Source organism: Ruegeria sp. BHSB172, from assembly GCF_059613165.1.
In genome coordinates, this window is the sequence record NZ_JBXWRZ010000011.1 from 59,667 (window position 1) to 82,706 (window position 23,040).

The 23,040-nt window shown below is 63.8% G+C and carries 21 protein-coding genes; 6 read left to right on the plus strand and 15 right to left on the minus strand.

Translation table 11 applies throughout. From position 1 onward, the window contains the following. Positions 1-34: 34 nt before the first annotated feature. The 4 genes from AC2FM3_RS08305 to AC2FM3_RS08320 form a co-directional block, all read right to left on the minus strand. Complete coding sequence (locus AC2FM3_RS08305) at positions 35-1,219, minus strand: amino acid aminotransferase (RefSeq protein WP_496680544.1); 1,185 nt, start codon at positions 1,217-1,219, stop codon at positions 35-37. Further along, on the minus strand, positions 1,219-2,073 hold the full coding sequence (sseA, locus tag AC2FM3_RS08310; RefSeq protein ID WP_496680546.1) for a 3-mercaptopyruvate sulfurtransferase: 855 nt from the start codon (positions 2,071-2,073) through the stop codon (positions 1,219-1,221). The genes AC2FM3_RS08305 and sseA overlap by 1 nt, the downstream gene beginning before the upstream one ends. An 80-nt stretch (positions 2,074-2,153) precedes the next feature. Beyond that, on the minus strand, positions 2,154-2,423 hold the full coding sequence (locus AC2FM3_RS08315) for a CBU_0592 family membrane protein (RefSeq protein ID WP_496680547.1): 270 nt from the start codon (positions 2,421-2,423) through the stop codon (positions 2,154-2,156). Positions 2,424-2,445: 22 nt separating this feature from the next. Continuing rightward, positions 2,446-3,009: a helix-turn-helix domain-containing protein gene (locus AC2FM3_RS08320; protein ID WP_496680548.1), complete on the minus strand. Its 564-nt coding sequence runs from the start codon at positions 3,007-3,009 to the stop codon at positions 2,446-2,448. Between the two features lie 105 nt (positions 3,010-3,114). Here AC2FM3_RS08320 and ilvD point away from each other — a divergent pair, with 105 nt between their 5' ends. Next, positions 3,115-4,947: a dihydroxy-acid dehydratase gene (ilvD, locus tag AC2FM3_RS08325; RefSeq protein WP_496680549.1), complete on the plus strand. Its 1,833-nt coding sequence runs from the start codon at positions 3,115-3,117 to the stop codon at positions 4,945-4,947. 199 nt (positions 4,948-5,146) lie between these two features. Here ilvD and AC2FM3_RS08330 read toward each other — a convergent pair whose 3' ends face one another. Further along, positions 5,147-5,965, minus strand: coding sequence for a sulfotransferase family protein (locus tag AC2FM3_RS08330; RefSeq protein ID WP_496680551.1), 819 nt, complete (start codon positions 5,963-5,965; stop codon positions 5,147-5,149). 142 nt (positions 5,966-6,107) lie between these two features. On the opposite strand from AC2FM3_RS08330, the gene AC2FM3_RS08335 reads away from it, so the two are divergent. Then, positions 6,108-7,685: a DUF5928 domain-containing protein gene (locus AC2FM3_RS08335; protein WP_496680552.1), complete on the plus strand. Its 1,578-nt coding sequence runs from the start codon at positions 6,108-6,110 to the stop codon at positions 7,683-7,685. Positions 7,686-7,719: 34 nt separating this feature from the next. On the opposite strand, the gene amaB is transcribed toward AC2FM3_RS08335, so the two are convergent. Both amaB and AC2FM3_RS08345 read right to left on the minus strand, forming a co-directional pair. After that, positions 7,720-9,219, minus strand: coding sequence for an L-piperidine-6-carboxylate dehydrogenase (amaB, locus tag AC2FM3_RS08340; protein WP_496680585.1), 1,500 nt, complete (start codon positions 9,217-9,219; stop codon positions 7,720-7,722). A 17-nt stretch (positions 9,220-9,236) separates the two neighbouring features. Further along, entirely contained in the window at positions 9,237-10,343 is a 1,107-nt protein-coding gene (locus AC2FM3_RS08345; RefSeq protein WP_496680554.1) for a saccharopine dehydrogenase family protein, read from the minus strand. Between the two features lie 246 nt (positions 10,344-10,589). On the opposite strand from AC2FM3_RS08345, the gene AC2FM3_RS08350 reads away from it, so the two are divergent. Continuing rightward, positions 10,590-11,588 carry a LacI family DNA-binding transcriptional regulator gene (locus AC2FM3_RS08350; protein ID WP_496680586.1) on the plus strand — a complete coding sequence of 333 codons (999 nt, stop codon included), beginning with the start codon at positions 10,590-10,592 and terminating at the stop codon, positions 11,586-11,588. Here the strand turns inward: AC2FM3_RS08350 and AC2FM3_RS08355 are convergent, their stop codons facing one another. Together AC2FM3_RS08355 and AC2FM3_RS08360 are read right to left on the minus strand one after the other, a co-directional pair. Continuing rightward, the gene (locus AC2FM3_RS08355; RefSeq protein WP_496680555.1) at positions 11,589-12,722 is read right to left on the minus strand and encodes a Gfo/Idh/MocA family protein; all 1,134 of its coding nucleotides are present in this window, start codon (positions 12,720-12,722) and stop codon (positions 11,589-11,591) included. It abuts the gene before it with no gap. Positions 12,723-12,765: 43 nt separating this feature from the next. Further along, positions 12,766-13,869, minus strand: a complete 1,104-nt coding sequence (locus tag AC2FM3_RS08360; RefSeq protein WP_496680557.1) for a Gfo/Idh/MocA family protein — start codon at positions 13,867-13,869, stop codon at positions 12,766-12,768. A gap of 95 nt (positions 13,870-13,964) precedes the next feature. On the opposite strand from AC2FM3_RS08360, the gene AC2FM3_RS08365 reads away from it, so the two are divergent. The 3 genes from AC2FM3_RS08365 to AC2FM3_RS08375 are packed head-to-tail and all read left to right on the plus strand — an operon-like array spanning position 13,965 to position 16,651. Continuing rightward, a complete protein-coding gene (locus tag AC2FM3_RS08365; RefSeq protein WP_496680558.1) occupies positions 13,965-14,969 on the plus strand; it encodes a PfkB family carbohydrate kinase in 1,005 nt (334 codons plus the stop codon). 9 nt (positions 14,970-14,978) lie between these two features. Beyond that, complete coding sequence (locus tag AC2FM3_RS08370) at positions 14,979-15,815, plus strand: 5-deoxy-glucuronate isomerase (RefSeq protein ID WP_496680559.1); 837 nt, start codon at positions 14,979-14,981, stop codon at positions 15,813-15,815. After that, positions 15,812-16,651 carry a class II fructose-bisphosphate aldolase gene (locus AC2FM3_RS08375; protein ID WP_496680561.1) on the plus strand — a complete coding sequence of 280 codons (840 nt, stop codon included), beginning with the start codon at positions 15,812-15,814 and terminating at the stop codon, positions 16,649-16,651. The genes AC2FM3_RS08370 and AC2FM3_RS08375 overlap by 4 nt, the downstream gene beginning before the upstream one ends. 3 nt (positions 16,652-16,654) lie before the next feature. Here the strand turns inward: AC2FM3_RS08375 and AC2FM3_RS08380 are convergent, their stop codons facing one another. From AC2FM3_RS08380 to iolD, 6 genes are read right to left on the minus strand one after another with little or no spacing between them, the layout of a single operon-like run. Beyond that, the gene (locus tag AC2FM3_RS08380) at positions 16,655-17,434 is read right to left on the minus strand and encodes a TIM barrel protein (RefSeq protein WP_496680563.1); all 780 of its coding nucleotides are present in this window, start codon (positions 17,432-17,434) and stop codon (positions 16,655-16,657) included. Positions 17,435-17,460: 26 nt separating this feature from the next. Next, positions 17,461-18,219 carry an SDR family NAD(P)-dependent oxidoreductase gene (locus AC2FM3_RS08385; RefSeq protein WP_496680565.1) on the minus strand — a complete coding sequence of 253 codons (759 nt, stop codon included), beginning with the start codon at positions 18,217-18,219 and terminating at the stop codon, positions 17,461-17,463. Continuing rightward, a complete protein-coding gene (iolB, locus tag AC2FM3_RS08390) occupies positions 18,216-19,022 on the minus strand; it encodes a 5-deoxy-glucuronate isomerase (RefSeq protein ID WP_496680566.1) in 807 nt (268 codons plus the stop codon). The genes AC2FM3_RS08385 and iolB overlap by 4 nt, the downstream gene beginning before the upstream one ends. Before the next feature lie 43 nt (positions 19,023-19,065). Next, positions 19,066-20,247 (minus strand): phytanoyl-CoA dioxygenase family protein, encoded by a 1,182-nt coding sequence (locus AC2FM3_RS08395; protein WP_496680567.1) that lies wholly within the window; start codon positions 20,245-20,247, stop codon positions 19,066-19,068. Between the two features lie 42 nt (positions 20,248-20,289). After that, a complete protein-coding gene (iolE, locus tag AC2FM3_RS08400) occupies positions 20,290-21,189 on the minus strand; it encodes a myo-inosose-2 dehydratase (protein ID WP_496680569.1) in 900 nt (299 codons plus the stop codon). Then, entirely contained in the window at positions 21,186-23,018 is a 1,833-nt protein-coding gene (gene iolD, locus AC2FM3_RS08405) for a 3D-(3,5/4)-trihydroxycyclohexane-1,2-dione acylhydrolase (decyclizing) (protein ID WP_496680571.1), read from the minus strand. Before iolD ends, iolE begins: the two co-directional genes overlap by 4 nt. Between the last annotated feature and the right edge of the window lie 22 nt (positions 23,019-23,040).

Here is a 23,040-nt window from a genome sequence, read left to right on the forward strand (position 1 = left end):
GTGCCCGGGTTTCTTTTTTGAGAACTGTCTGAGCTCAGACGCCGACGTCGATGATGGCCTTGGCGAGGATCGGTACGGTGGCCTCATTCAACCCGGCGATGTTCATGCGGCTGTCACCGACCATGTAGATGCCGTGTTCGACCCGCAGCTTCTCGACCAGTTCGGGCGCGGCGCCAAGGCGCGAGAACATGCCGCGATGCTGGGCCAGGAAGCCGAACCGGTCCGATCCGCTCAGCCGCTGCAGCTCATCCGCCAGTTGGCGGCGCAGGCCCAGCATCGACAGGCGCACCTCTTCCAGTTCGGCCATCCAATCAGCGCGCAGGCCCTCATCCATCAGGATCGTGGTCACCACGCGCGCGCCGTGATCCGGCGGGAACGAATAGTTCTGGCGGTTCAGAAACGCCAGCGTGCCCTGGTTCAGCGCGGTCTGGCCCGCATCGGCGCTGACAGCCATCAGCAGGCCGGTGCGCTCGCGGTAGACACCGAAATTCTTCGAGCAAGACGCCGCGATCAGGCATTCCTTGACCGAAGAAGCGACCAGCCGGGTCGCCTGCGCATCCTCGTTCAGACCGTCGCCAAAGCCCTGATAGGCGATGTCGATCATCGCCACCAAGCCGCGGTCGTTGATCAGGTTCACCACCTCTTGCCACTGCACCATGTTCAGGTTGGCGCCGGTCGGGTTGTGACAGCAACCATGCAACAGCACCACGTCGCCCGCCTTGGCAGTCTTGAGGTCCTCGATCATTCCGTCGAAATCGACGCCGCGGGTTTCCTCGTCGAAATAGCGGTAGGCGACGGTTTCGATGCCCAGATAGTTCAGGATCGAGATGTGATTGGGCCAGGTCGGGTTCGACACGAACACCCGGGCCGAGGGGTTGGCCATGCGGATCAGTTCGAACGCCTGACGGCAGGCACCGGTGCCGCCCGGGGTGGCCACGGCGGCAATATTGGCGCGCGGCACGCTGGTGCCCAGTATCAGCGCGATCATCGCATCGGCATAGGCCGGGTCACCGGCCAGCCCGGTATAGGCCTTGGTCTGCTGTTCTTCCCAGATGCGATGCTCGGCGGCCTTGACCGCGCGCATGACGGGCGTCACGCCCTCGGCATTCTTGTAGACGCCGACGCCCAGGTCGATCTTCTGCTCGCGCGGGTCATCGCGATACATCTGCATCAGCGCCAGGATCTTGTCGGCTGGCTGCGGCTTGAGGTTCTCGAACATCAGGAGTCTCCGGTTGCGACGGGCAGGGTCGGGAAGGCGCCCCATTCGGCCCAGCTGCCGTCATAAAGTGCATGGTCTTTCTTGCCCATGCGCTCGAGCGCAAGGCTGAGGATCGCGGCGGTCACGCCCGACCCGCAGGTGGTGATCGCAGGTTTCGACAGATCGACGCCTGCGGCTTCGAACACCGCGCGGCAGTCCTCGGGCGATTTCATGGTGCCATCGGGGTTCAGCAACTGTCCGAAGGGCACGTTGCGCGAGCCGGGGATGTGCCCTGCCCGCAAACCTTCGCGCGGTTCGGGCTGGGTTCCGGCGAAACGGTCGGCCGCGCGGGCGTCGATGATTTCGTGATCGGCCAGCTTGGCGGCGGCCGATACCTGGGTCACGTCGCGGACCAGGTGGTTCTGCACACGCACGGTCATGTGGCGGTCACGGATGACGGGGGGCAGATCCTCGATCTCGCGCCCTTCGGCGACCCATTTGGGCAGGCCACCGTCCAGAACCGCGATGTTCTCTTGCCCCATCAGGCGGAACAGCCACCAGACCCGCGCCGCCGAAAACAGGCCCGCGCCGTCATAGACCACAACCTGATGGCCGTCGCCCACGCCCATGGCCCGCAGGCGCGACATGAATTTCTCGACCGGAGGGGCCATGTGCGGCAGGTCCGAGCGGTGGTCCGAAATCTCGTCGATGTCAAAGAACCGTGCGCCGGGAATATGTCCGGCCTCGTACTCGGCCCGGGCGTCGCGCCCTTGCTGCGGCAGGTACCACGAGGCGTCGAGGATCCGCAGATCCGGGTCCTTTAGGTGGGCGGCCAGCCATTCGGTGGAAACCAGGGTTTTTGGATCGTCCAGCATCAAAGCCTCCCCTATACGCGCAAGGATTTCCCTATACGCGCAAGGGTGCGGGTTCAAGGCTGGATCGGGTCCCTGCGGCCCTATCGCACCCGTCGCAGGCGGAAATGCTGGATGATGCCGATCACGCTGATGGCGATCCAGAAGCTTTCGATCAGCATCGAGGCCAGGTTGAAGTTCTGCAGCAGCGAATAGACGATCAAGACCGACCCTACCAGGTTGACCACCGGAAAGGCCAGATCGTCCGAATTCATCATCCGCATCTGGGTGGCGAAATAGGCCGCAACCACGATCAGCGCCCCGAAGGACCCGATGCCATCGGCCAGCGTCAGGCCGTTCAGGAATTCCGCCATCAGGTTGTCCCTTTCCGCCGTATCAACCGACCGCAGCGGTCGCGGGCCGGTGTCCGTAGTGATGCATGTTCAAGAAGGCCGCGCCCTCGGGACCGGCGCGATAGCCATGCGGCAGATCGGCCGGAAAGCGCAGCCCCTGGCCCGCGCTCAGCGGCACCCATTCGCCGTTCCGCAGCACCTCGAGCGCGCCGCTCAGTACAAAGACTTCCTCGGTTACGCCGGCGGCATGGGCGGGGGATTCGTGGCATTGGTTGCGGTCCAGTTCGACGTGAAAGGTCTCGGCCCCCAGAACCGGGTCGAAGGGAAAGACGATCTTGACCTTCAGACTGCCCGGAAAGGTCACGGTGCGGAACCGGGCCGCATCCGCCGGGTCGCGCAGGGCGCTGGTGCCGATCAGCGCGCTCAGCGGCATCTGGAACCCCTTGGCGATCTTCCACAGCGTCGCGATGGTGGGGCTTGATTCTCCGCGTTCGATCTGGCCCAGCATGGCCTTGCTGACCCCGGTCAATTCGGCCGCTTTGGCCAGGCTCAGCCCCGATGCCGCCCGGACGTCTCTGAGTTTCAGGGTGATGTCGTCCGATTCCATGGCCACGTCCCGCGATTTACCTTGTGCGTTATAACGCACATGTGCTACGTGCGCTATAACGCACGCAACCCTGGTTTTGCAACCAGGCAAAAGGGAAACAGCATCATGCCAATGTACCGATCCAGAACTTCGACCCATGGCCGCAACATGGCCGGTGCCCGCGGCCTGTGGCGCGCCACCGGGATGGGAGACGACGATTTCGGCAAGCCGATCATCGCCATCGTCAACTCGTTCACGCAATTCGTGCCGGGGCATGTCCACCTCAAGGATCTGGGTCAGATGGTCGCCCGCGAGGTCGAGGCCGCCGGCGGTGTAGCCAAAGAGTTCAACACCATCGCCGTCGATGACGGCATCGCCATGGGCCATGACGGGATGCTGTATTCGCTGCCCTCGCGCGAGATCATCGCCGACAGCGTCGAATACATGGTCAACGCGCATTGCGCCGATGCGATGGTCTGCATCTCGAACTGCGACAAGATCACCCCGGGCATGCTGATGGCGGCGATGCGACTGAACATTCCGGCCATCTTTGTCTCGGGCGGCCCGATGGAGGCCGGCAAGATCGACATTGCTGATCTGGATGTGAAGAAGATCGACCTGGTCGATGCCATGGTCGCCGCCGCCGATGACAAATACACCGACGAGCAGGTCAAACATATCGAAGAAAACGCCTGCCCCACTTGTGGGTCGTGCTCGGGCATGTTCACGGCGAATTCCATGAACTGCCTGGCCGAGGCGCTGGGTCTGGCGCTGCCGGGCAATGGCTCGACCCTGGCCACCCATTCCGACCGCAAGGCGCTGTTCCTGGAAGCCGGGCGTCGCATCGTCGAGATCACCAAGCGCCACTATGAGCTGAACGAAAAAGGCTTCCTGCCGCGCGAGATCGCAACCTTTGAGGCCTTCGAAAATGCCATGAGCCTGGACATCGCCATGGGCGGCTCGACCAACACGGTGCTGCACCTGCTGGCCATCGCGCATGAGGGCGGGGTGGATTTCACCATGTCCGACATGGACCGTCTCAGCCGCAAGGTTCCCTGCCTGTGCAAGGTCGCGCCCAACACTGAAAACGTCCACATGGAGGACGTGCACCGCGCGGGCGGCATCTTCTCGATCCTGGGTGAGCTGAGCCGCGCTGGTCTGCTGCATGACGACTGCTGTACGGTGCATTCGGCCACAATGGCCGAGGCGATCGCCAACTGGGACATCAAGGTTACCAACAACCCCAAGGCGCAAGAGCTGTTCAAGGCCGCGCCGGGCGGCGTGCGCACGACACAGGCCTTCAGCCAGTCGAACCGCTACAAGGAACTGGACACAGACCGGGCCAACGGCGTGATTCGGTCCAAGGAACATGCGTTCAGCCAGGATGGCGGTCTGGCCGTTCTGTTCGGCAACATCGCGCGCGACGGCTGCATCGTGAAGACCGCAGGTGTGGATGAGAACATCCTGAAATTCACCGGCACCGCCTATGTCTGCGAAAGCCAGGACCAGGCGGTGAACGACATCCTGACCGGCAAGGTCAAGGAAGGCGACGTGGTCGTGATCCGCTATGAAGGCCCCCGCGGCGGGCCGGGCATGCAGGAGATGCTGTACCCGACCTCGTACCTGAAATCCAAGGGCCTGGGCAAAGCCTGCGCACTGCTGACCGACGGGCGGTTCTCGGGCGGCACCTCGGGCCTGTCGATCGGCCACGTCTCGCCCGAGGCGGCCGAAGGCGGCGAGATCGGTCTGGTGCAGAACGGGGACACGATCGAGATCGACATCCCCAACCGCTCGATCCACCTGGCCGTATCCGACGAGGAACTGGCCGAACGCCGCAAGGCGCAGGACGCGAAAGGCTGGGAGCCGGCCCAGCCGCGCAAACGCAAGGTGTCCACGGCGTTGAAAGCCTATGCGAAGCTGGCCACCAGCGCCGCAAAAGGCGCGGTGCGTCAGGTCTGAACGCTGACGGCCCGCGTCATGCGGGCCGGTCCGTTGCCTGAATCCAAAGGGCTCCCGCGTCTGACAGGACCCATCGGCTGCGCCGCTGCCTCCGTCAGCCTTGGGCCGGGCGCCGCGCTGTGCGCGGCGCCCGGCCCAACCAGAGGAGGTGTCTCGCCAGAGACATCGAGGATGGGTGGGAGCACCCCTGCCTATGGGATCAATCACCCAGCTTGGCGTGAATCTCATCCAGATCGATTTCACCCGTCGGCATCTTGTTGGCCGGATTTTCGAAATCGTATTTGAACAGTTCAAAATCCTGCTTGTAGATCTCGTAGACCAGATGCATCGACAGGTCGTCGAAATAGTCCTCGACCGGATGCGCGCGTTTGGGGCCGTGGCCTTCGGACTCATTGAAGCGCGGGATTTCGGACAGAGTCACAGGGTGGGGCGTTTCGATCTGATCCAGCACGCCCTGCATGCCCTCGTTGAACTTCTCGGTCCAGAATATCCGGTCATAGCGCCCGCCATTCACGATAAAGGTCGAGACATGCCCCGACATGGCCGACCAGTGGATGTCCGGGTCCATCGGTCGGCGCCAACGGATCGTGTCGCGGGCAAACAGAAGAAACCGGCGGAAGCTGGCGATCTGGTCGAATTCGCCCTTGCCGTCTTCGCCCCCGACCTCGATCCCGTAATTGTAGATCAGCGTCGGCACCAGATTGCCCCGGTACCGTTTCCCGTTGCGCTGAATGCCGCAGATCTTGTCGAAGAACGAACTGAGGATCCGCGTATAGGGGTTGCGCACGCAGGTAAAGGCGAAGGACTTGTGCCCGCGCACATTGGCCGAGATCACATCCTGGCTGTGGTCAAACGCCCACTTGTGCATCCCGTCTTTGGCGTCGTGGATATCGCCATCAAAGAACCGGCCATGATCGGAGTAATACATGATCTGCCCGATGGTCGAGCAGGCGCATTTGGGCACCACGCGATAGACCATGCTTTCGCTCTCGGTCATCCATGTGCCGGGAAATCCCATCTGCCATGCCTCCTCTGCCAGCCGAGTCTCAGGGTGATGAGCCAGCTTTTGGCGCCAGACAAGCAAAAATATTCTGTTTATTCAATCGTTCATCCTCAGTATCACGGTCGGAACCGGGCAGTAACGGAAAACAACGACGCCAATGGCCAGAATCGCCTATGTTCTGCTGTGCCACAAAGACCCCGACGCGATCATCGCGCAGGCCGAGCGCCTGACGGCGGTCGGCGACTACATCGCGATTCATTTCGACGCCAGCGCCTCGGCGGCCGATTTCAGCCGCATCCGGGACGCATTGAAAAACAGCCCCAACGTCGCCTTCGCCAAAAAACGGATCAAATGCGGCTGGGGCGAATGGTCGTTGGTGCAGGCTTCTCTGCATGCGGTGCAGGCCGCGGTCGAGGCCTTCCCCCGCGCCACCCATTTCTACATGCTGTCGGGCGACTGCATGGCGATCAAGACCGCGGAATACGCCCATCGCTTTCTGGATGAAAACGACAAGGACTTCATCGAAAGCCACGATTTCTTCGCCAGCGACTGGATCAAGACCGGCATGAAGGAAGACCGGCTGATCTATCGCCACTATTTCAACGAACGCACCCAGAGCAAACTGTTCTATGCCGCCTACGAGGTCCAGAAGCGCCTGGGGCTGACTCGCGAGATCCCGGAGGATCTCCAGGTCATGATCGGCAGCCAGTGGTGGTGCCTGCGCCGCCGCACGATCGAGGCGATCCTCGCGTTTCTGCGCCAGCGCCGGGACGTGGTCCGGTTCTTCGCGACGACCTGGATTCCGGACGAGACCTTCTTTCAGACCCTCGTGCGGCACCTGATCCCGCGCTCGGAGATCGAGAACCGCACACTCACGTTCCTGATGTTTTCCGACTATGGCATGCCGGTGACCTTCTACAACGATCACTACGACATGCTGCTGAGCCAGGATTACCTGTTCGCGCGCAAGATCAGCCCCGAGGCACATCAGCTGAAACAGAAGTTGGGGGCGCTCTATGCCAGCGAAGGGGTCGCGTTCCAGATCTCGAACGAGGGCCGCAACCTGCATGGTTTCCTGACGGGCCGCGGCCGTGTGGGCCGCCGTTTCGCCCCCCGCTTCTGGGAGGTCGCCAACACGATCGGCCCCGATCGCGACCTGTATCTTGTAGTGTGCAAGAAATGGCACGTGGCCAAACGGCTGATCGACCAGATCGCCTCTGAAACCAACCTGCCCTGCATCGAATACCTGTTCAACGAAGAAGCCGCCCCCCTGCCCGATCTGGGTGGGATCGAGACGACGCTGGTCAAGCGGTCACGCCATCGCCGCGCGGTGATGCGGCTGCTGTTCGATCATTTCGACACCGACAAGCTGGTCATCTGCCTGGACCCGGCCAGCCTGGATATCGTGCAGGATTTCTGTTCGGACCCTGCCCGCACCCATGTTCTGGAGGTGCAATGCACCTATTCCGACGACTACCTGGTGGGGCATGCCCACCGGGTCGGGCTGGCCGGGCAGAACTCACCCGCCGCCACGGTCCAGCGTCTGCTGCCCACGATCCGCAGCGATCTAGCCTATGAATCCGAACAATTGCGCAGCGCCGGGCTGGACCGATTCCACCGGCTGCGCGAAACCGGAGATCCGGCGGAAAACATCGCCGCGATCTCGAAGTTTCTGGGGGTGCCAGAAGAAACCGCGCAATCCATTCTGCGGCTGGACTACCTGTTCGCCGATTGACGGCCCGGCCGCACCGGGCCGCCGGACCGGGCGGTCAGATGTCGAACTTGACGCCCTGCGCCAGGGGCAGCTCGGCCGAATAATTGATCGTGTTCGTCTGCCGCCGCATATAGCCCTTCCAGGCGTCCGAGCCGCTTTCGCGTCCGCCACCGGTTTCCTTCTCACCGCCGAACGCGCCGCCGATCTCGGCGCCCGAGGGGCCGATATTCACGTTGGCGATGCCGCAATCGGACCCGGCGGGCGACAGGAACTGCTCCGCCTCGCGCATGTTCAGCGTGAATACGCAAGACGACAGGCCCTGCGGCACGTCGTTCTGCATCTCGAGCGCCTCGTCGAAACCGTCGTAGCCCATGACATAGAGGATCGGCGCAAAGGTTTCGGTCTTCACGATCTCGGTCTGGCCCGGCATTTCGGCGATCGCGGGCTGTATGTAGACACCGCCCTCGGGCACGCCGTCGGTGACGCGCTTGCCGCCGAAGACGGTGCCGCCCTCGGCCTCGGCCGCCTTCAGCGCGGCCTCCATCGCCTGCCCCGAGGCCTCATCCACCAGCGGCCCGACCAGCGTGCCTTCGGCCAGCGGATCACCGATGGGCAGACCGGCATAGGCTTTTTTCAGCCGCGCAACCAGATCGGCACGGATCGAGTTGTGCACGATCAGCCGCCGCAGCGAGGTACAGCGCTGACCCGCGGTGCCCACGGCCGAGAACACGATGGCCCGCACCGCCATTTCCAGGTCGGCCGAGGGGCCCACGATCATGGCGTTGTTACCGCCCAGTTCCAGGATGCACTTGCCGAACCGCTGCGCCACGATCGGCGCGACCGCGCGGCCCATTCGAGTCGAGCCGGTGGCCGAAATGATCGGCACCGTCTCGCTGGCCACAAGCGCCTTGCCCAGATCGGCACCGCCGATCAGCAGTTGCAGCAGCCCCTCGGGCGCGTCGCCGAACCGGGCCACGGCCTTTTCAAAGATCTTCTGACAGGCCATCGCGGTCAGGGGCGTTTTCTCGGACGGTTTCCAGATCACCGGATCGCCGCAGACCAGCGCCAGCGCCGCGTTCCACGACCAGACCGCGACCGGGAAGTTGAAGGCCGAGATCACGCCGACCGGCCCGGCCGGGTGCCAGGTCTCCATCATCCGGTGGCCGGGGCGTTCCGAGGCGATGGTCAGGCCATACAGTTGCCGCGACAGGCCCACGGCAAAGTCGCAAATGTCGATCATCTCCTGCACTTCGCCCAGACCTTCCGAGGTGATCTTGCCGGCCTCCCAGCTGACCAGCGCGCCCAGGTCCTCCTTGGCCGCGCGCAATTCCTCGCCCAGCAGGCGGATCAGCTCGCCCCGGCGCGGGGCGGGCACGGTGCGCCAAGCCTTGAACGCCGCCGTGGCGCGGGCAAAGACCGCGTCCATGTCGGCAACTGGCGTTTCATGCACCCGCGCCAGCACGCGGCCGTCGATGGGCGAGCGGACCTCCAGCGTGCCGCCGGTCAGCTCGGCCGCCGTCAGGCCCAGTTTTTCGAGTGTGTGTTCTGCAGTCATGACTACGTCTTTCATGTTCAGGCCGCCTTGTTCTGGGGTGTCACTTCGCCAGCGCGGTACAGCTGGCCGAATTCGGTGTTCAGGAAATCATCCAGCTTGACCTGCTCTTGCCGGACGAACCCCCGGGTGGGCAGCGCGCCGGTACGCATCAGGTCGACCACGCCCAGAACACCGGCGGCGGTGGTGATCTGGATCGCACTCCAGACCTGGCCGTCGATGGTGCGGGCAAAGGATTTGTTGATCAGGGATTTCTCGCGCAGTTCCCCGTCGATCATGCCCTTGGCTGTGCAATAGACCAGAACCACGTCCTGATCAGTGCGCGGCAGCGCAGATTCAAAGATGTCCTTCAACAGGTCGCGGCGCTGGCCCAGGCCCAGATCCGTCAACAGCAGTTTCAGGATGTCGCGATGGCCGGGATAGCGGATCGAGCGATAGGACACCGCCCGGGCCTTGCCGGCCAGCGTCGCGGGCAAGGTGCCCAGGCCGCCCGAGGTGTTGAAGCATTCGTATTCCACACCGTCATGGCCAATGATCTCGTAATCCTCGAGCGGCGCGGTCTTGACCCGCTCGCCATTCACGATGGCGTCGCAAGGGTTGCAGTATTCGTTGATCAGCCCGTCGGTGGACCAGGTCAGATTGTATTTCAGCGCATTGGTCGGATAGAGCGGCAGCGCGCCCACCCGCATGTGCAGGCTGTCCAGCGTGTCGAACCCGGCCGCAAGAGAGGCCCCCGCAATGCCAACGAAACCCGGTGCCAACCCGCATTGCGGCATGAAGGCGGTGCCGCTGTCGCGGGCCAGTTCGCGCACGGCGTTCGTGGCGGCGACATCCTCGGTCAGGTCGAAATAATGCGCACCCGCGGCCTTGGCTGCCTTGGCGATGGCAGGCGTCAGAAAAAACGGTGCGGCCGAGATCACCGCATCGAACCCTGCAACCCCCTGTGCCAGCCCGGCTTCGTCGCCCGCGTCGATCTGGCGGGTGGTGATGCCCTGCCTGTTCAACGCCGACAGGGCCGTCAGGTCATGATCGGCCACGGTTACAGTGTAGTTGTGCGATTTCTTCAACAGGGCGGCGATCATCTGTCCGATCTTCCCGGCCCCGACGACGCAGATGTTCCAACTCATTGCGCGCCTCCTCCTCTGCTCTGGTTCCAGTATGACCGCGCCGCCGTCCGAGCACAGCAATCGAGTTGACGAAACGGACAGCTTTTCTGTCATATTGACGGTAATTGAATCAAAATGTCAGATCGAGATCCGCAGCGCTTCGGAACCTGAAGTCAGGGGAGGAAATGCTTTGCAACCGATTGCACCATTTTTGCAATGATGCGACATTCAACAGATCCAATCGACCGCATAGAGGAGAGCAAGCAGTTGGGCGTTACGCTGAAGGAAGTTGCGGCCTTGGCCGGGGTGTCGCGGTCGGCTGTGTCGCGCACCTTCACGCCGGGCGCCTCGGTCTCGGCCAAGACCCGCGCCAAAGTGGAAAAGGCCGCCAAGGAACTGGGCTACAGCCCCAACGCGCTGGCCTCGTCGCTGACGACGGGGCGGACCAAGCTGATCGGCCTGATCTCGAACAATTTCCACAACCCGATATTCCTTGAGGTTTTCGACCAGTTCACCCGCGCCCTGCAGGAACGCGGGCTGCGCCCCCTGATCGTGAACCTGACCGACGAGACCGAGCCCGCCAATTCCGTGCGCATGCTGCGGCAATATTCAGTGGATGCGGTAATCGTCGCCTCGTCGACCCTGCCACCCAGCTTTGCCAAGGCGTTCCACGATGCAGGGGTGCCGGTGGTGCACACCTTCGGGCGCTCGGCGACCTCGCCCGAGGTGCATGTGGTGGGCATCGACAATGTGGAATGCGGACGCATGGCCGCGCGCGAGTTGGTCGCGCGGGGCTATGCCAGCGTGGGCTACCTGGGCGGGCCAGTCGATGCGACCTCGGCGCTGGACCGGCAACGGGGCTTCATCGAGGAAATGGCCAACCATCCGCAGATTCCGGTTAGCCACTCTTTCGCCGGGGCTTATTCCTTCGAGTCCGGCCGGGCCGAGATGCTGCGCCTGCTGGCGGGTGAGCCGGCGCAGGCCTATTTCTGCGGCGACGACATCCTGTCGATCGGGGCGCTGTCGGCGCTGGCCGACCACGGGCTGAAACCCGGCACCGATATCGGGATCATCGGCCTGAACGACATGGAGATGTCGCGCTGGGAATACATCAACCTGACGACCATCCATCAGCCGATCAAGCAGATCATCACCGCGTCGGTCGATCTGGTCGAAGAGATGCTGAAGACGCCCGATCGCTACCCCGAGGCGCGGATTTTCCCCTGCCGGGTGATCGAGCGGGGCACGTTGCGGCCCCGCCCCTGATCAGCGGAACATCGGCGGGCGCGCGTCCTGCCAGGCGCCCTCGGCCCGGGCCGAGGCCACCGCTGCGTGCACCGCGGCAATCGAGCGGACGCCATCGGCGGCATCGGGCAGCCCGTCCCGCGGCTCACCCCGGATCGCGTCGGCCAGATCGCAATAGATATTGGCCACGGCCAACGGAAAGCCCTCGGGATGGGCAATCGCCACGCGCGACAGGCGCATCGCGTCTTCATGCAGGCCGCCCTCGCCCTTTTCGATGATCTGCGTGCGTCCACCGACCGGTGTGTAGAACAGCTGGTTGGGATGTTCGGACGCCCAGCGCAACCCACCGGTTTCGCCGAAGACCTGGATATCGAACCCGTGCTGCCGCCCGATCGCCACGGACGAGGTCCACAACCGGCCCACGGTGCCGCCCTCCATCCGGAAATTGACCATGGCGTCGTCTTCCAAATGACGGCTGGGAATGGTCGAGGCCATGTCGGCCGACAGCGTCGCGACCTCGTCATCGCAGATGAAGCTGGCCATGTGCAGCGCGTGGATGCCGCAATCGGCGAATTGCCCCGACACGCCCGCCATGGCCGGATCATAGCGCCAGCGCACGCGCGGATTGTCCGCGTCGGTGGCATCCCCATGATGGCCGTGGCTGAAATTGGTGACGACCAGGCGCACCTTGCCGATCTCTCCGGCGCGGACCATGGCGCGGGCCTGTCGCACCATCGGATAGGCCGAATAGCAGTAGTTGACCGCACAGATCTTGCCCGAAGCCCGGGCCACGCGCACGATCTCCTCGCCCTCTTCCACGGTCATGGTCATCGGCTTTTCGCACAGGACGTTGAACCCGGCCTCGAGATACGCTTTGGCGATCTCGAAATGGGTCGCGTTCGGGGTGGCGATGGTCACAAGGTCGATCCGGTCGGGCCGGTCCTTTTCGCCGGCCAGCATTTCCTGCCAGTCGCCATAGGCCCGGTCGGCGGGCACACCCAGCCGCTGCGCATAGGCGCGCCCCTCTTCGGGCCGGTGGTCCAGCGCGCCGGCGGCGAATTCGAACAGGCCGTCGGCCTGTGCGCCCAGACGGTGGGCGGGCCCGATCTGGCTGCCTTCTCCGCCCCCGATCATGCCCCATTTCAACTTTGCCATGGTCTTGGTCTCTCTGCGAACGATGTTGGAAAACGTGTCGGGCCTAGAACGCGCTGACGTCCTGCCAACCGCGACTGTCGGCTGAGGCCAGAGCTGCGGCCAACACCCGGTTGACCTCGTGCCCGTCCCGGAAGGTCGGCCAGATGTTCCGGCCGGAGTGAATGGCGGTCAGAAAATCCTTGGCCTCGATGATGATCTGATCCTGATATCCGGTGCCGTGGCCGGGACCCTGGCAAAAGGACTCATAATCGGGATGCGCCGGACCGGTCAGGATCTTGGTGAAACCGCGCTGGGCCTCGGGGCCTTCGCGGCGATAGAGCCACAAGGCGTTCTGATCCTCTTGGTCAAAACGGATCGCGCCCTTGGTGCCCGAGATCTCGTAGGCATAACCCATCTTGCGGCCGGTCGCGATGCGGCTGAAATAAAGGTTCCCCATGACGCCGTTTTCAAACCGGCACATCATCTGGGCTTGATCGTCATTGGTCACCGCGCCGCCCGGGCGGGTGTGGTGAACGGTTTCCACATCGGCCATAACCTGCGCGATCGGCCCAACCAGAGCCAGCGCGCCATTGACCATGTGCGGCGCCAGATCACCGATGGTGCCGTTGGCCATACCGGTCGTGCGCCAGGTCGCCGGGGCCTCGGGGTCGGCATAGAAATCCTCGGTATGTTCACCGCGGAACCATGTGATGTCGCCAATCGCGCCGTCGGCGATCAGCTGGCGGGCAAACTGGCTGGCCGGGGTGCGGATATAGTTGAACCCGACCATGTTGACGGTGCCCGAGGCCTCGGCCGCCGCCACCATTGCGCGGCTGTCCTCAAGCGACGCGCCCAGCGGTTTTTCGCACAGCACCGGCTTGCCCAGCGCCAGCGCCGCCTCGGCGATCTGCCGGTGCGTGGATTGGGGCGATGCGATCACGACGGCCTCGACCGCCGGATCTTTGACCAAGGCCTGCCAGTCGGCTGTGGCACGGCGGAACCCGTAGGCGGCGCGGTAGCGTTCGGCGCTATCGGGGCTTGAGGCGCAGATCATCTCGAGCCGCGGTCTGAGCGCGGTGTCGAACACGGCGCCCACGGCGGACATGGCCACCGAATGGGCCTTGCCCATATAGCCGCCTCCGACGATTCCAATTCCGATTTCTGGCATTTTGGGCGGCTCCGAACATACTGATTGCAACCGGTTGCAAAATCAGTATCGTGAGAATCGATCCAATGCAAGATCCATCGGATCGGCGGGTCAAAATGCCTGGGAGGAACAGTTTGAGTCACTTGATCGACGGAATCAAAGGAAACCGGTTTGCCGTTTTCGGCCGGGCCGGCATGGACCTGTTCGCCGATCCGGTCGGTGTCAAAAGCGAACATGCCGACATGTTTCGCGCCGATCTAGGCGGCTCGTCCGCGAATATTTGCGCAGGTCTGGTCAAACTGGGCAGCCAGGCGTCGCTGATCACCTCCGTCTCGGATGACGCGGTAGGTCGGTTTTGCCTGAACAAGCTGCACTACTACGGCGTGGACACGTCCTACATTCGCGTCGTCGGCGGTGAATACCGCACGTCTCTGGCCGTCTATGAAAGCTGCATCGAAGACTTTCAGAACGTCATCTACCGAAACGGCGCCGTCGATTTCCAGGTCACCGAAGATGACATGGACCGAGTCGACTATGGCCGCTTCAGCGCAGTGATCTCGGCCGGAACCGTGTTTGCCGCCGAACCGTCGCGCAGCGCCACGTTCCGCGCCTTCGACACCGCGCGCAAGGCTGGCCTGCCGGTGATCTTCGACATCGACTACCGGCCCTACAGCTGGCCCTCGGCGCAGGTCGCCGCGGATGTGCTGTCGCGCGCGGGCGAGGCCAGCGACATGATCGTCGGTAATGACGAAGAGTTCGGCTTCATGGCAGGCGGGATCGAGAAAGGCTTCCGGAAAGCCTGCGATCTGGCCGAGAAACCCGGCCGCATCGTCATCTACAAGATGGGCGAAAAGGGCGCCGTCACCTTGACCGACGGGCAAGAGATCCACACGGGCATCTACCCGGTCACCGCCGTCAAACCCAACGGCGCGGGCGACAGCTTCATGGCCGGGCTGCTGGCCTCGATCGCGGCGGGCCATTCGCTGGAACAGGCGGTGTTGCGCGGATCGGCCTGCGCCTCGATCGTCGTGTCCAAACCAGGCTGCGCGCCCGCCATGCCAACCACCGAAGACCTGGACGCTTTCCTTGCGTCCCACCCCGGCCCCACCCCGGCCGGATAGGAGAGCCCGATGCACATCCCCCCGTTCGACAACCAGAACAAACCCATCGTCGATGTCGATGACCCGACCGTGCCGCTGAACTATTTCAACATCGTCAAGTTGAAGCGGGGCGAAGCCTTTGAATATCAGGTCCCAGGTTACGAGACCTGTATCGTGCCTGCCACCGGCAGCGTCGACGTGGATGTCGAGGGCGTGCGCTTTGCGCAACTGGGCAACCGGGGCGAGGATGTCTGGGACGGCGAGCCCGAGGGCGCTTATGTCCCGTCGGGGGCCCGGGCGCAGATGGTTTGCGTGTCGGAGACGGCCGAGGTGTTCGTGGCTGGCGCAAAGTATGACAAGGTGCTGGACCCGTTCGACGTGCGCGAGCACGACTTGGTGCAATATGGCAGCGACGACACCAAGACCCATCGCAAGATCAAACATATCCTGGGCCAGAAACAGCACGACAAGGTCGGCCGCCTGCTGGTGAGTGAGCTGTTCACCGTGGGTCAGGGCGGCTGGTCGGGCTTTCCCAGCCACAAACACGACACCAACCGCCTGCCGGACGAGACCCGGCATGACGAAACCTACAATTTCCGTTTCAAACCCAACTGGGGCTCGGGCCTGCAGATGTTGCAACGCGAGGACAACGAACCGGGCGATGCCTATCACATCGTCGATGGCTCCACGATCTGCATCGACAAGGGCTATCACCCCTGCTGCGTTCTGCCGGGATACGAGATGTATTACTTCACCATCCTCGGCGGGCTGACCCAACGGTCGCTGGTGCAGTATTTCCAACCCACCCATGCCTATCAGATCGAGACGATCCCGGGCATCAAAGACATGATCGCCAAATTCAAATGACCCTCGCTACGCTCAAAGACGTCCTGCAACCCGCCTATGAACAGGGCTATGCCGTCGGCGGCCTGGTGACGCTGGGCTGGGAGGACATGCGCGCCTATGTCGCCGCGGCCGAGGCCGAGAACGCCCCGGTGATCCTGCAGGCCGGCCCCAGCTGCCGCGAACACACGCCGCTGCCGATCCTGGGCAAGATGTTCCGGTATCTGGCCGAGAACGCCTCGGTACCCGTCGTGGCGCATCTGGATCACGGCTATACGTTCGAGGATTGCAAGATCGCGCTGGACAGCGGGTTCACCTCACTGATGTTCGACGGATCGCGTAAGCCGCTGCAGCAGAATATCGACGAGACCGCCGCGATTGCCGAAATGGCCCGCGCCGCGGGTATCTCGTGCGAGGGCGAGATCGGATTCGTCGGCTATTCCGGCGGCGAAGGCTCGGCCGGGACCGACCCGGACGAAGCAGCCACCTTCGCCGCCCAGACCGGCGTGGATGCGATGGCGATCTCGGTCGGAAACGTCCACCTGCAGCAGAACAAGGAAGGCGGGCTGGACGAGGACCGCATCCGCCGGATTCAGGCCGTGACCAACGTGCCGCTGGTGATCCACGGTGGATCAGGTGTGCCGGTCGAACAGCGCGCGCGGCTGGCGCGTGAAACCGCGATCTGCAAGTTCAACATCGGGACCGAGCTGCGCATGGCCTTCGGTGCCGCCCTGCGCGAGGCCGTGAACCGCGACCCCGACCGGTTCGACCGGGTGACTATCCTGAAGGAAACCCATGACCCGGTTGAGGCTGCTGCCCGCACCGTGATCCGCGCCTTTGGTGCGCCGCCGCAGCGGTGACGCTCAGAGCGTGAATGCCGACCGGAAGGCGTCCAGCGCGTCTTCCGGATCGCCTGAGGCAAAGGCTTCCATCCCGACAGGGCCACGATAGCCTAGGTCGTTCAATGCACGCGCCACTGTGGCATAATTGATCTCGCCGGTCCCGGGCTCGCAGCGGCCGGGATTGTCGGCCACCTGCACCTCTCCGATCCAGGGCAGGCATTTTTCACACCAGCGGATCAGGTCCCCCTCGCCGATCTGGGTATGGTAAAGGTCGAGATTGATCCGCAACTGCGGACGATCAACCGAAGAAACCAAGGAAAGCACGTCCGCCGTTGACCCAAACGGACAGCCGGGATGGTCTAGCAGATTCAGGTTTTCAAGCGTGAACACCACATCGTTGGCCTCGGCCAGATCGCAGATGCGGTTCAGGGTGTCCCGAGCCTTGAGCCACATCGACCCTGTGACCACGTCATGCTGCCAGATCGGGATTCCGCCATCGCCCAGACCGGTGCCATGCAGGTTCAGACGTGCAACGCCAAGTCGCTTGCCGACCTGAATTGTTTCGGCGGCCGAAGCCAGCAGCATATCGGCCCCGTCATCATCAGCCAGCCGCCCCCGAAGATAGCCGTTCATGATGGTGAAACTGGCGCCGGTTGCGATCAGCTTGTCAATATCGAGATCCGGCCAGTTCCACAGCCCGACGCCGAACCCCAACTCGGCCAGCCGGGCGGCGCGCCATTCCATCGGCCTGTCCAGCCACAGCATCTCGGCACAGGCCGCAAGTTGAAACGGTTGAGGCATTGATTTCGCTTTCGGCATGAAAGTACTCAGATCGAGCCGCCCTCGACCATGAAGTTCCCGGCACTGCACATGGCCGCGTCGTCCGAGGCCAAAAACAGCACCATCCGCGCCACATAGACCGGGTCGATCGGGTCGGGCAGGCATTGGCGGTCAATCTGTTTGGCCAGCGCTTCGGGGGTGACCCACAAGTCTTTCTGGCGCTGGGTCATGATCCAGCCGGGCACGACCGTGTTGACCCGGATCCGGTGATCGCCCAGTTCCCGCGCCATGGTGCGGGTCAGGCCGTGCACAGCGGATTTTGCGGTGGCATAGGCGGGAAAGCCCGCGCCGGCCTCCCACCACGAGTTCGAGCCGATATTGATGATCGATCCCGCGCCCTTGTCGATCATGCCGGGCGCCACGGACTGGATGGCAAAGAACATATGGCGGAGGTTGGTCGCCATGCGCTCGTCCCAATAGTCCGACGTTACCTCGCGCCAGTCGTGCCGGTCGTCATGCGCGGCGTTGTTGACCAGAACGTCCGCCGCGCCCAGCGCGCCCGCCAGCTCGTCAAAAGCGGACCGCAGCGCCGCGATGTCGCGCAGGTCGCAGGCGGCAAAGGCGTGGGGTCCGTCCAATTCGGCCAGCAGCGCGTTGCCGCCCTCGGCGTTGATGTCAACAAAGCCGACCTTGGCCCCCTGTTCGGCAAATCCGCGCACGATCTCGCGCCCGATGCCCGAGGCCCCGCCGGTCACGAACACCGTGCGCCCTTTCAGGCTGGGATAGATGGCAAAGTCCTTTGTCATTTGTCGCGCTCCATGATCCATTCCACTTCGGGCGCCGGAACGAAACGCCATTTGCGCAGTGGTCCGGCCATGACGTTCAGGTAATACATCTCGAACCCATAGGGCGCCCCGCAGGGGTGGTGCCCGCGCGGCACCAGTACCACATCGCCATCGGACACGGCCATGGTTTCGTCCAACTGACCGTCATCGGTATAGACGCGCTGGATGCCAAAGCCGCTGGCCGGGTTCAGGCGGTGGTAGTAGGTCTCTTCCAGATAGGTGATGCGGGGATAGTCATCCTCGTCATGCCGGTGGCTGGGGTAAGATGACCAATGGCCGCTGGGGGTAAAGACCTCGGTCACCAGAAGGCTGTCGGCATAATCTTCGGCCTCCATCGCGATGTTGTTGATGTGGCGCGTGTTCGTTCCCTTGCCGCGCTCGGTCAGGGTGATGCCCTCGGGCCCGATCCGGCGCGGGGCATGGCCGCCCTTGCCCGGGGCCGAGCACACGGCGATCACGCAATCGGTTTCGGCCGTGGCCTCCCACTCGGTGCCGTTGGGCAGGTACAGGCAATGGGGCGGAGATTTTTCGAACACGTTCATCCGGTCGCCCAACACGCCCCAATCCTGCCCGGCGCCGGTGATCCGGGCCTTGCCCTCGACCATCACCAGAATGACCTCGCGGTCGCCGGTGACCTCGGCGGCGCGGTCGCCCGCCCGCAGGTGAAAAAGACCAAAGCCCACATAGCGCCAGCCGGCGCTGGCGGGCGTGATGTCATGCACCTTACCATGGGTTCCGAACGGTTTTCTCAGAAGTTCTGCCATCGGTTTCACCTGTGTTGGGGCAGCACCGGCCGCCCGGGTTCCCTCATGCCGCCTGCCGCAACCGCAGCGCGTCCAGCGCCTGTTCCAACTGCGCCTGCGTCCAGCTTTCCGAGACCGCCCGGCGCAGGATGTCCGCCTGGCTGGGCGGAGCGTTCCCACCTATCGGCGGATCGGTATCCAGATTGGTCGGAAAGGGATAGCCTTCGGCCGTGGCCGCGATTGCGGCACCGATGCGGGCATCATCCAGATCGCCGCGCTGTTTCAACGCCACCAGCGCGGGGAATACGGCCAGACACATCGCCTTGCGGTCCACAGCCTCCATCGCCCGCCCGAAGGCCGACGAAACCTGCAACAGGTTGGCCATCCGGTGGATGTCGGCGCTGCTGTTTTCGCCGGCGGCATGGAACAGCGCCGGGTTGAAGAACACCGCATCGCCCTTGGCCAGCGACAACTGGATGCAGGCCTGTTCGAAATGCGCCCGATGCGCGTCGTCGTGGAAGGCGACATAGCCGGGGCCATAAAGCTGAGAGAACGGCAACAGTTTGGTCGGGCCGCTCTCGATGGGCATGTCGCAATGGGCAACCGCGCCCTGCAGGGTCAGCGCGGCGGTGACCATATGGGCATGCGACGGGAACTGCGCCGCCTTGTCGGCGGTCTGGAACCCCAGGTGATAATCGCGATGCGCCTGCTGCGCCTTTCCACCCGGCCGCACCTGGTTTATCTGCGCGGTCATCTGGTAATCGGGACCCAGCCAAGCCTCGCAGGCGGCGGCAATCGCCGTGTTGCCGAAATAGAGCGCAAAGCCCTCGGGGTCGCGCAGGCATTGCTTTTGCAGCGCGTTCCACACCCTGTCATTCGCGCCCGAGGCCGCAAAGTGATCGCCTTCGCCGCCACCGGCCTGACGCTCTTCCTCGATGATCCGGCGAAACACCTCGGTTGCCCGGTCGATGACCGCGGTATCGGCATAGGCGCCTTTCAACGCGATCACCCCGGCAGATCGGCCCAAAACCCAGCCCCATTCCGCCAGCAGGGCGCGCCGGGCTTCGGGTGTTTCCAAGGCGGGCCGCAGCGCGTGCATGTCATAGACCGGCACGTTCTTTTCCACCGCGGCCGCGTGGGGTACCTGCTCGGGCCGCAGACTCTGCGAGGTCAGCGCCTTGAATTCGTCCAGATCACAGGACTCACGACCGAAATAGCCGACGAAACCAGGTTGCTGACGGACCATGAAACGCTCCTTTCCCATGGCGGCGCCCCGGGGGGCGAAAGATCAGGCCGTGATCGTCAAGCCGGCCTGACCGCAGACCTCGACGATGTGGTCATAGCCCATCTTCGAGTATTCATAGGGCGGGGCCTTGGCCGGGTCCTGCTCGGCCTCGACCACGATCCAGCCTTCGTAATCCATGGCTTTCAACGCATGGGCGACCTCCTGAAAGTCGATGCAGCCATCGCCGGGAACCGTGAAGGCCCCCGCGATCACCGCATCCAGGAAACTGCGCCGGTTGCCGCGGGTGTCGCGCACGATGCCGGGGCGGATGTCCTTGAAATGCACATGATGCACCCGGTCGCCCCAGCGGTTCAGCGTGGCCAGCACATCACCGCCGCCAAACAGCAGATGCCCGGTGTCAAAGCACAGTTTCACCTCCGGCCCGGATCCGTCCATCAGCCAGTTCACGTCATCTTCGCTTTCTATGATCGTGCCCATGTGGTGGTGATAGGCCATCGGCATCCCCTGATCGGCCATCCACTTGGCCAGTTCGGTGATCTTGGCGCCATAGGCCCTGATCTCATCCTTCGACAGTTGCGGGCGGTCATTGACCGGGGTGCCGATCTGGCCCTGAACCGTATTCGAGCATTCGGCATAGACGATGCAGGGGCTGTTCAACGCCACGAACTGTTCGACCTGCGCGCGTACCGCGTCGCGTTCAGCGGCGAAATCGTTGACCAGCGAATTGCCCGAACACCAGCCACCGCACAGGGCAATGTCGTTGCCTTCCAGATAGGCGCGCAGACCCTCTGTGTCGGCGGGCATACGCTGCCCGCGCTCGACCCCGGTATAGCCGATCTGACGCGCCTCTTTCAGGGCCTGTTCCATCGTGAACGCCGCCGTCAGGTCGGGCAGGTCGTCATTTTGCCACGCAATCGGAGAGATGCCGATCTTCACGCTCATTTGGTGTTTCTTTCCTTGATAGCAGCCTCGTAGGCTGCGCGTTTTTCATTCACTTCGGGGCGGGTGCTGACCTCGGGCACCGCCACCTCCCACCACGTGCCGCCATATTCGGTCGAGGGGTACGGGTCGGTGTCGATGACGATCACATAGGGGCCTTTTACCTCGCCGCGTTTGGCCAGCGCCTCTTCCAGCTCGGCGATCGAGCCGACCTTGACCGCGGTCGCCCCCATCGCCGCCGCGTGGGCCGCGAAGTCGATGGCCGATGGCGTCTCGTGCACCGCATGGTCCAGCAGGTTGTTGAACTCGGCCCCGCCGGTGCCCATCTGCAGCCGGTTGATGCAGCCAAAGCCCCGGTTGTCGGTGATCACCACGGTGAAGGACACGCCCATCATCGCTGCCGTCGCCAGTTCCGAGTTGGCCATCATGTAGGTGCCGTCCCCGGTGAAACAGATCACGTCCCGGTCGGGCTGGGCCATCTTGATGCCCATGGCGCCGGCGATCTCGTAGCCCATGCAGCTGAAGCCGTATTCCATGTGATAGGCCCCCGGACGCGGCGCCTTCCACAGCTTGTGCAGCTCGCCCGGCATGGTGCCGGCGGCGCACATCACCACCGTGTCGTCATGCGCCGCGCGCTGCACCGCGCCTACCACCTGCATGTCGGTAGGCAGCGCGTTGGCGTCGCCCGGCGCATCCGTCAGCGCATCGACCTTGGCAAACCACTCGGCCTTGAGCGTGTCGGGAACCGGCTGGGCGCGATAGCCCTGCAGGGCCGCACCCAATTCCTCGATCCCGACCCGCGCATCGGCCAGCAGCGGCATCGCGCCGTGTTTCGCGGCGTCATAGGCGGCGGTGTTCAGGCAGACCATCTTGCGCTCGGGGTTGGAAAATAACCCCCAGGACCCGGTGGTGAAGTCCTGAAACCGCGTGCCGATACCCAGGATCAGATCCGCCTCGGCGCACACGGTGTTGGCGGGTTCGCCCCCGGTCACGCCGACCGGGCCCAGGTTCAGCGGGTGATCCCAGGCCAGGGCCGATTTGCCGGCCTGCGTCTCGGCCACGGGGATGTTGTGGGTCTCGGCAAAGGCCTGCAGCGCGTCGGTCGCGCCGGAGTAATGGACACCGCCACCGGCCACGATGATCGGGCGTTTGGCCGACCGGATGGCTTCGGCCGCGCGGGCCAGCTCGCCTTCGTCGGGGCGGATGCGGCGCTGGTGCCAGATGCGCGGCTCGAAGAAGCTGAGCGGATAGTCATAGGCCTCGGCCTGCACGTCCTGGCAAAAGCCCAAGGTCACCGGCCCGCAATCGGCCGGGTCGGTCATGGTGCGGAAGGCGCGCGGCAGGGCAGTCAGCAGATGTTCGGGCCGGGTGATCCGGTCGAAATAGCGGCTGACCGGGCGGAAACAGTCATTGGCGCTAACGGTGCCGTCGGTGAAATCCTCGATCTGTTGCAGAACGGGGTCAGGGCCACGGCTGGCGAACACATCGCCCGGCAACAGCAGCACCGGCAGGCGGTTCACATGAGCCAGCGCGGCGGCCGTGACCATGTTGGTCGCCCCCGGCCCGATCGACGAGGTGACCGCCATGGCCCGACTGCGCCGCATCTGCTTGGCATAGGCGATCGCGCAATGGGCCATGGTCTGTTCATTGTGACCGCGATAGGTGGGCAGGCTGTCGCGCACGCCGTAGAGCGCTTCGCCCAGACCGGCCACGTTGCCATGGCCGAAAATGGCCCAGACACCGGCGATGAAGGGCTCGCCGTCTTCGTTCATCTGCGCGCCGAGGTAACGCACCAGGGCCTGCGCCGCGGTCAATCGGATTGTCTTGCTCATCATGATCCCTTTCAGAACGAGG

Excerpts from the sequence above, each read along its gene's own strand:
- AC2FM3_RS08305 (WP_496680544.1), bottom strand. The coding sequence starts at position 1,219 with ATGTTCGAGAACCTCAAGCCGCAGCCAGCCGACAAGATCCTGGCGCTG.
- sseA (WP_496680546.1), bottom strand. The coding sequence starts at position 2,073 with ATGCTGGACGATCCAAAAACCCTGGTTTCCACCGAATGGCTGGCCGCC.
- AC2FM3_RS08315 (WP_496680547.1), bottom strand. The coding sequence starts at position 2,423 with ATGGCGGAATTCCTGAACGGCCTGACGCTGGCCGATGGCATCGGGTCC.
- AC2FM3_RS08320 (WP_496680548.1), bottom strand. The coding sequence starts at position 3,009 with ATGGAATCGGACGACATCACCCTGAAACTCAGAGACGTCCGGGCGGCA.
- ilvD (WP_496680549.1), top strand. The coding sequence starts at position 3,115 with ATGCCAATGTACCGATCCAGAACTTCGACCCATGGCCGCAACATGGCC.
- AC2FM3_RS08330 (WP_496680551.1), bottom strand. The coding sequence starts at position 5,965 with ATGGGATTTCCCGGCACATGGATGACCGAGAGCGAAAGCATGGTCTAT.
- AC2FM3_RS08335 (WP_496680552.1), top strand. The coding sequence starts at position 6,108 with ATGGCCAGAATCGCCTATGTTCTGCTGTGCCACAAAGACCCCGACGCG.
- amaB (WP_496680585.1), bottom strand. The coding sequence starts at position 9,219 with ATGACTGCAGAACACACACTCGAAAAACTGGGCCTGACGGCGGCCGAG.
- AC2FM3_RS08345 (WP_496680554.1), bottom strand. The coding sequence starts at position 10,343 with ATGAGTTGGAACATCTGCGTCGTCGGGGCCGGGAAGATCGGACAGATG.
- AC2FM3_RS08355 (WP_496680555.1), bottom strand. The coding sequence starts at position 12,722 with ATGGCAAAGTTGAAATGGGGCATGATCGGGGGCGGAGAAGGCAGCCAG.
- AC2FM3_RS08360 (WP_496680557.1), bottom strand. The coding sequence starts at position 13,869 with ATGCCAGAAATCGGAATTGGAATCGTCGGAGGCGGCTATATGGGCAAG.
- AC2FM3_RS08365 (WP_496680558.1), top strand. The coding sequence starts at position 13,965 with ATGCCTGGGAGGAACAGTTTGAGTCACTTGATCGACGGAATCAAAGGA.
- AC2FM3_RS08370 (WP_496680559.1), top strand. The coding sequence starts at position 14,979 with ATGCACATCCCCCCGTTCGACAACCAGAACAAACCCATCGTCGATGTC.
- AC2FM3_RS08375 (WP_496680561.1), top strand. The coding sequence starts at position 15,812 with ATGACCCTCGCTACGCTCAAAGACGTCCTGCAACCCGCCTATGAACAG.
- AC2FM3_RS08380 (WP_496680563.1), bottom strand. The coding sequence starts at position 17,434 with ATGCCTCAACCGTTTCAACTTGCGGCCTGTGCCGAGATGCTGTGGCTG.
- AC2FM3_RS08385 (WP_496680565.1), bottom strand. The coding sequence starts at position 18,219 with ATGACAAAGGACTTTGCCATCTATCCCAGCCTGAAAGGGCGCACGGTG.
- iolB (WP_496680566.1), bottom strand. The coding sequence starts at position 19,022 with ATGGCAGAACTTCTGAGAAAACCGTTCGGAACCCATGGTAAGGTGCAT.
- AC2FM3_RS08395 (WP_496680567.1), bottom strand. The coding sequence starts at position 20,247 with ATGGTCCGTCAGCAACCTGGTTTCGTCGGCTATTTCGGTCGTGAGTCC.
- iolE (WP_496680569.1), bottom strand. The coding sequence starts at position 21,189 with ATGAGCGTGAAGATCGGCATCTCTCCGATTGCGTGGCAAAATGACGAC.
- iolD (WP_496680571.1), bottom strand. The coding sequence starts at position 23,018 with ATGAGCAAGACAATCCGATTGACCGCGGCGCAGGCCCTGGTGCGTTAC.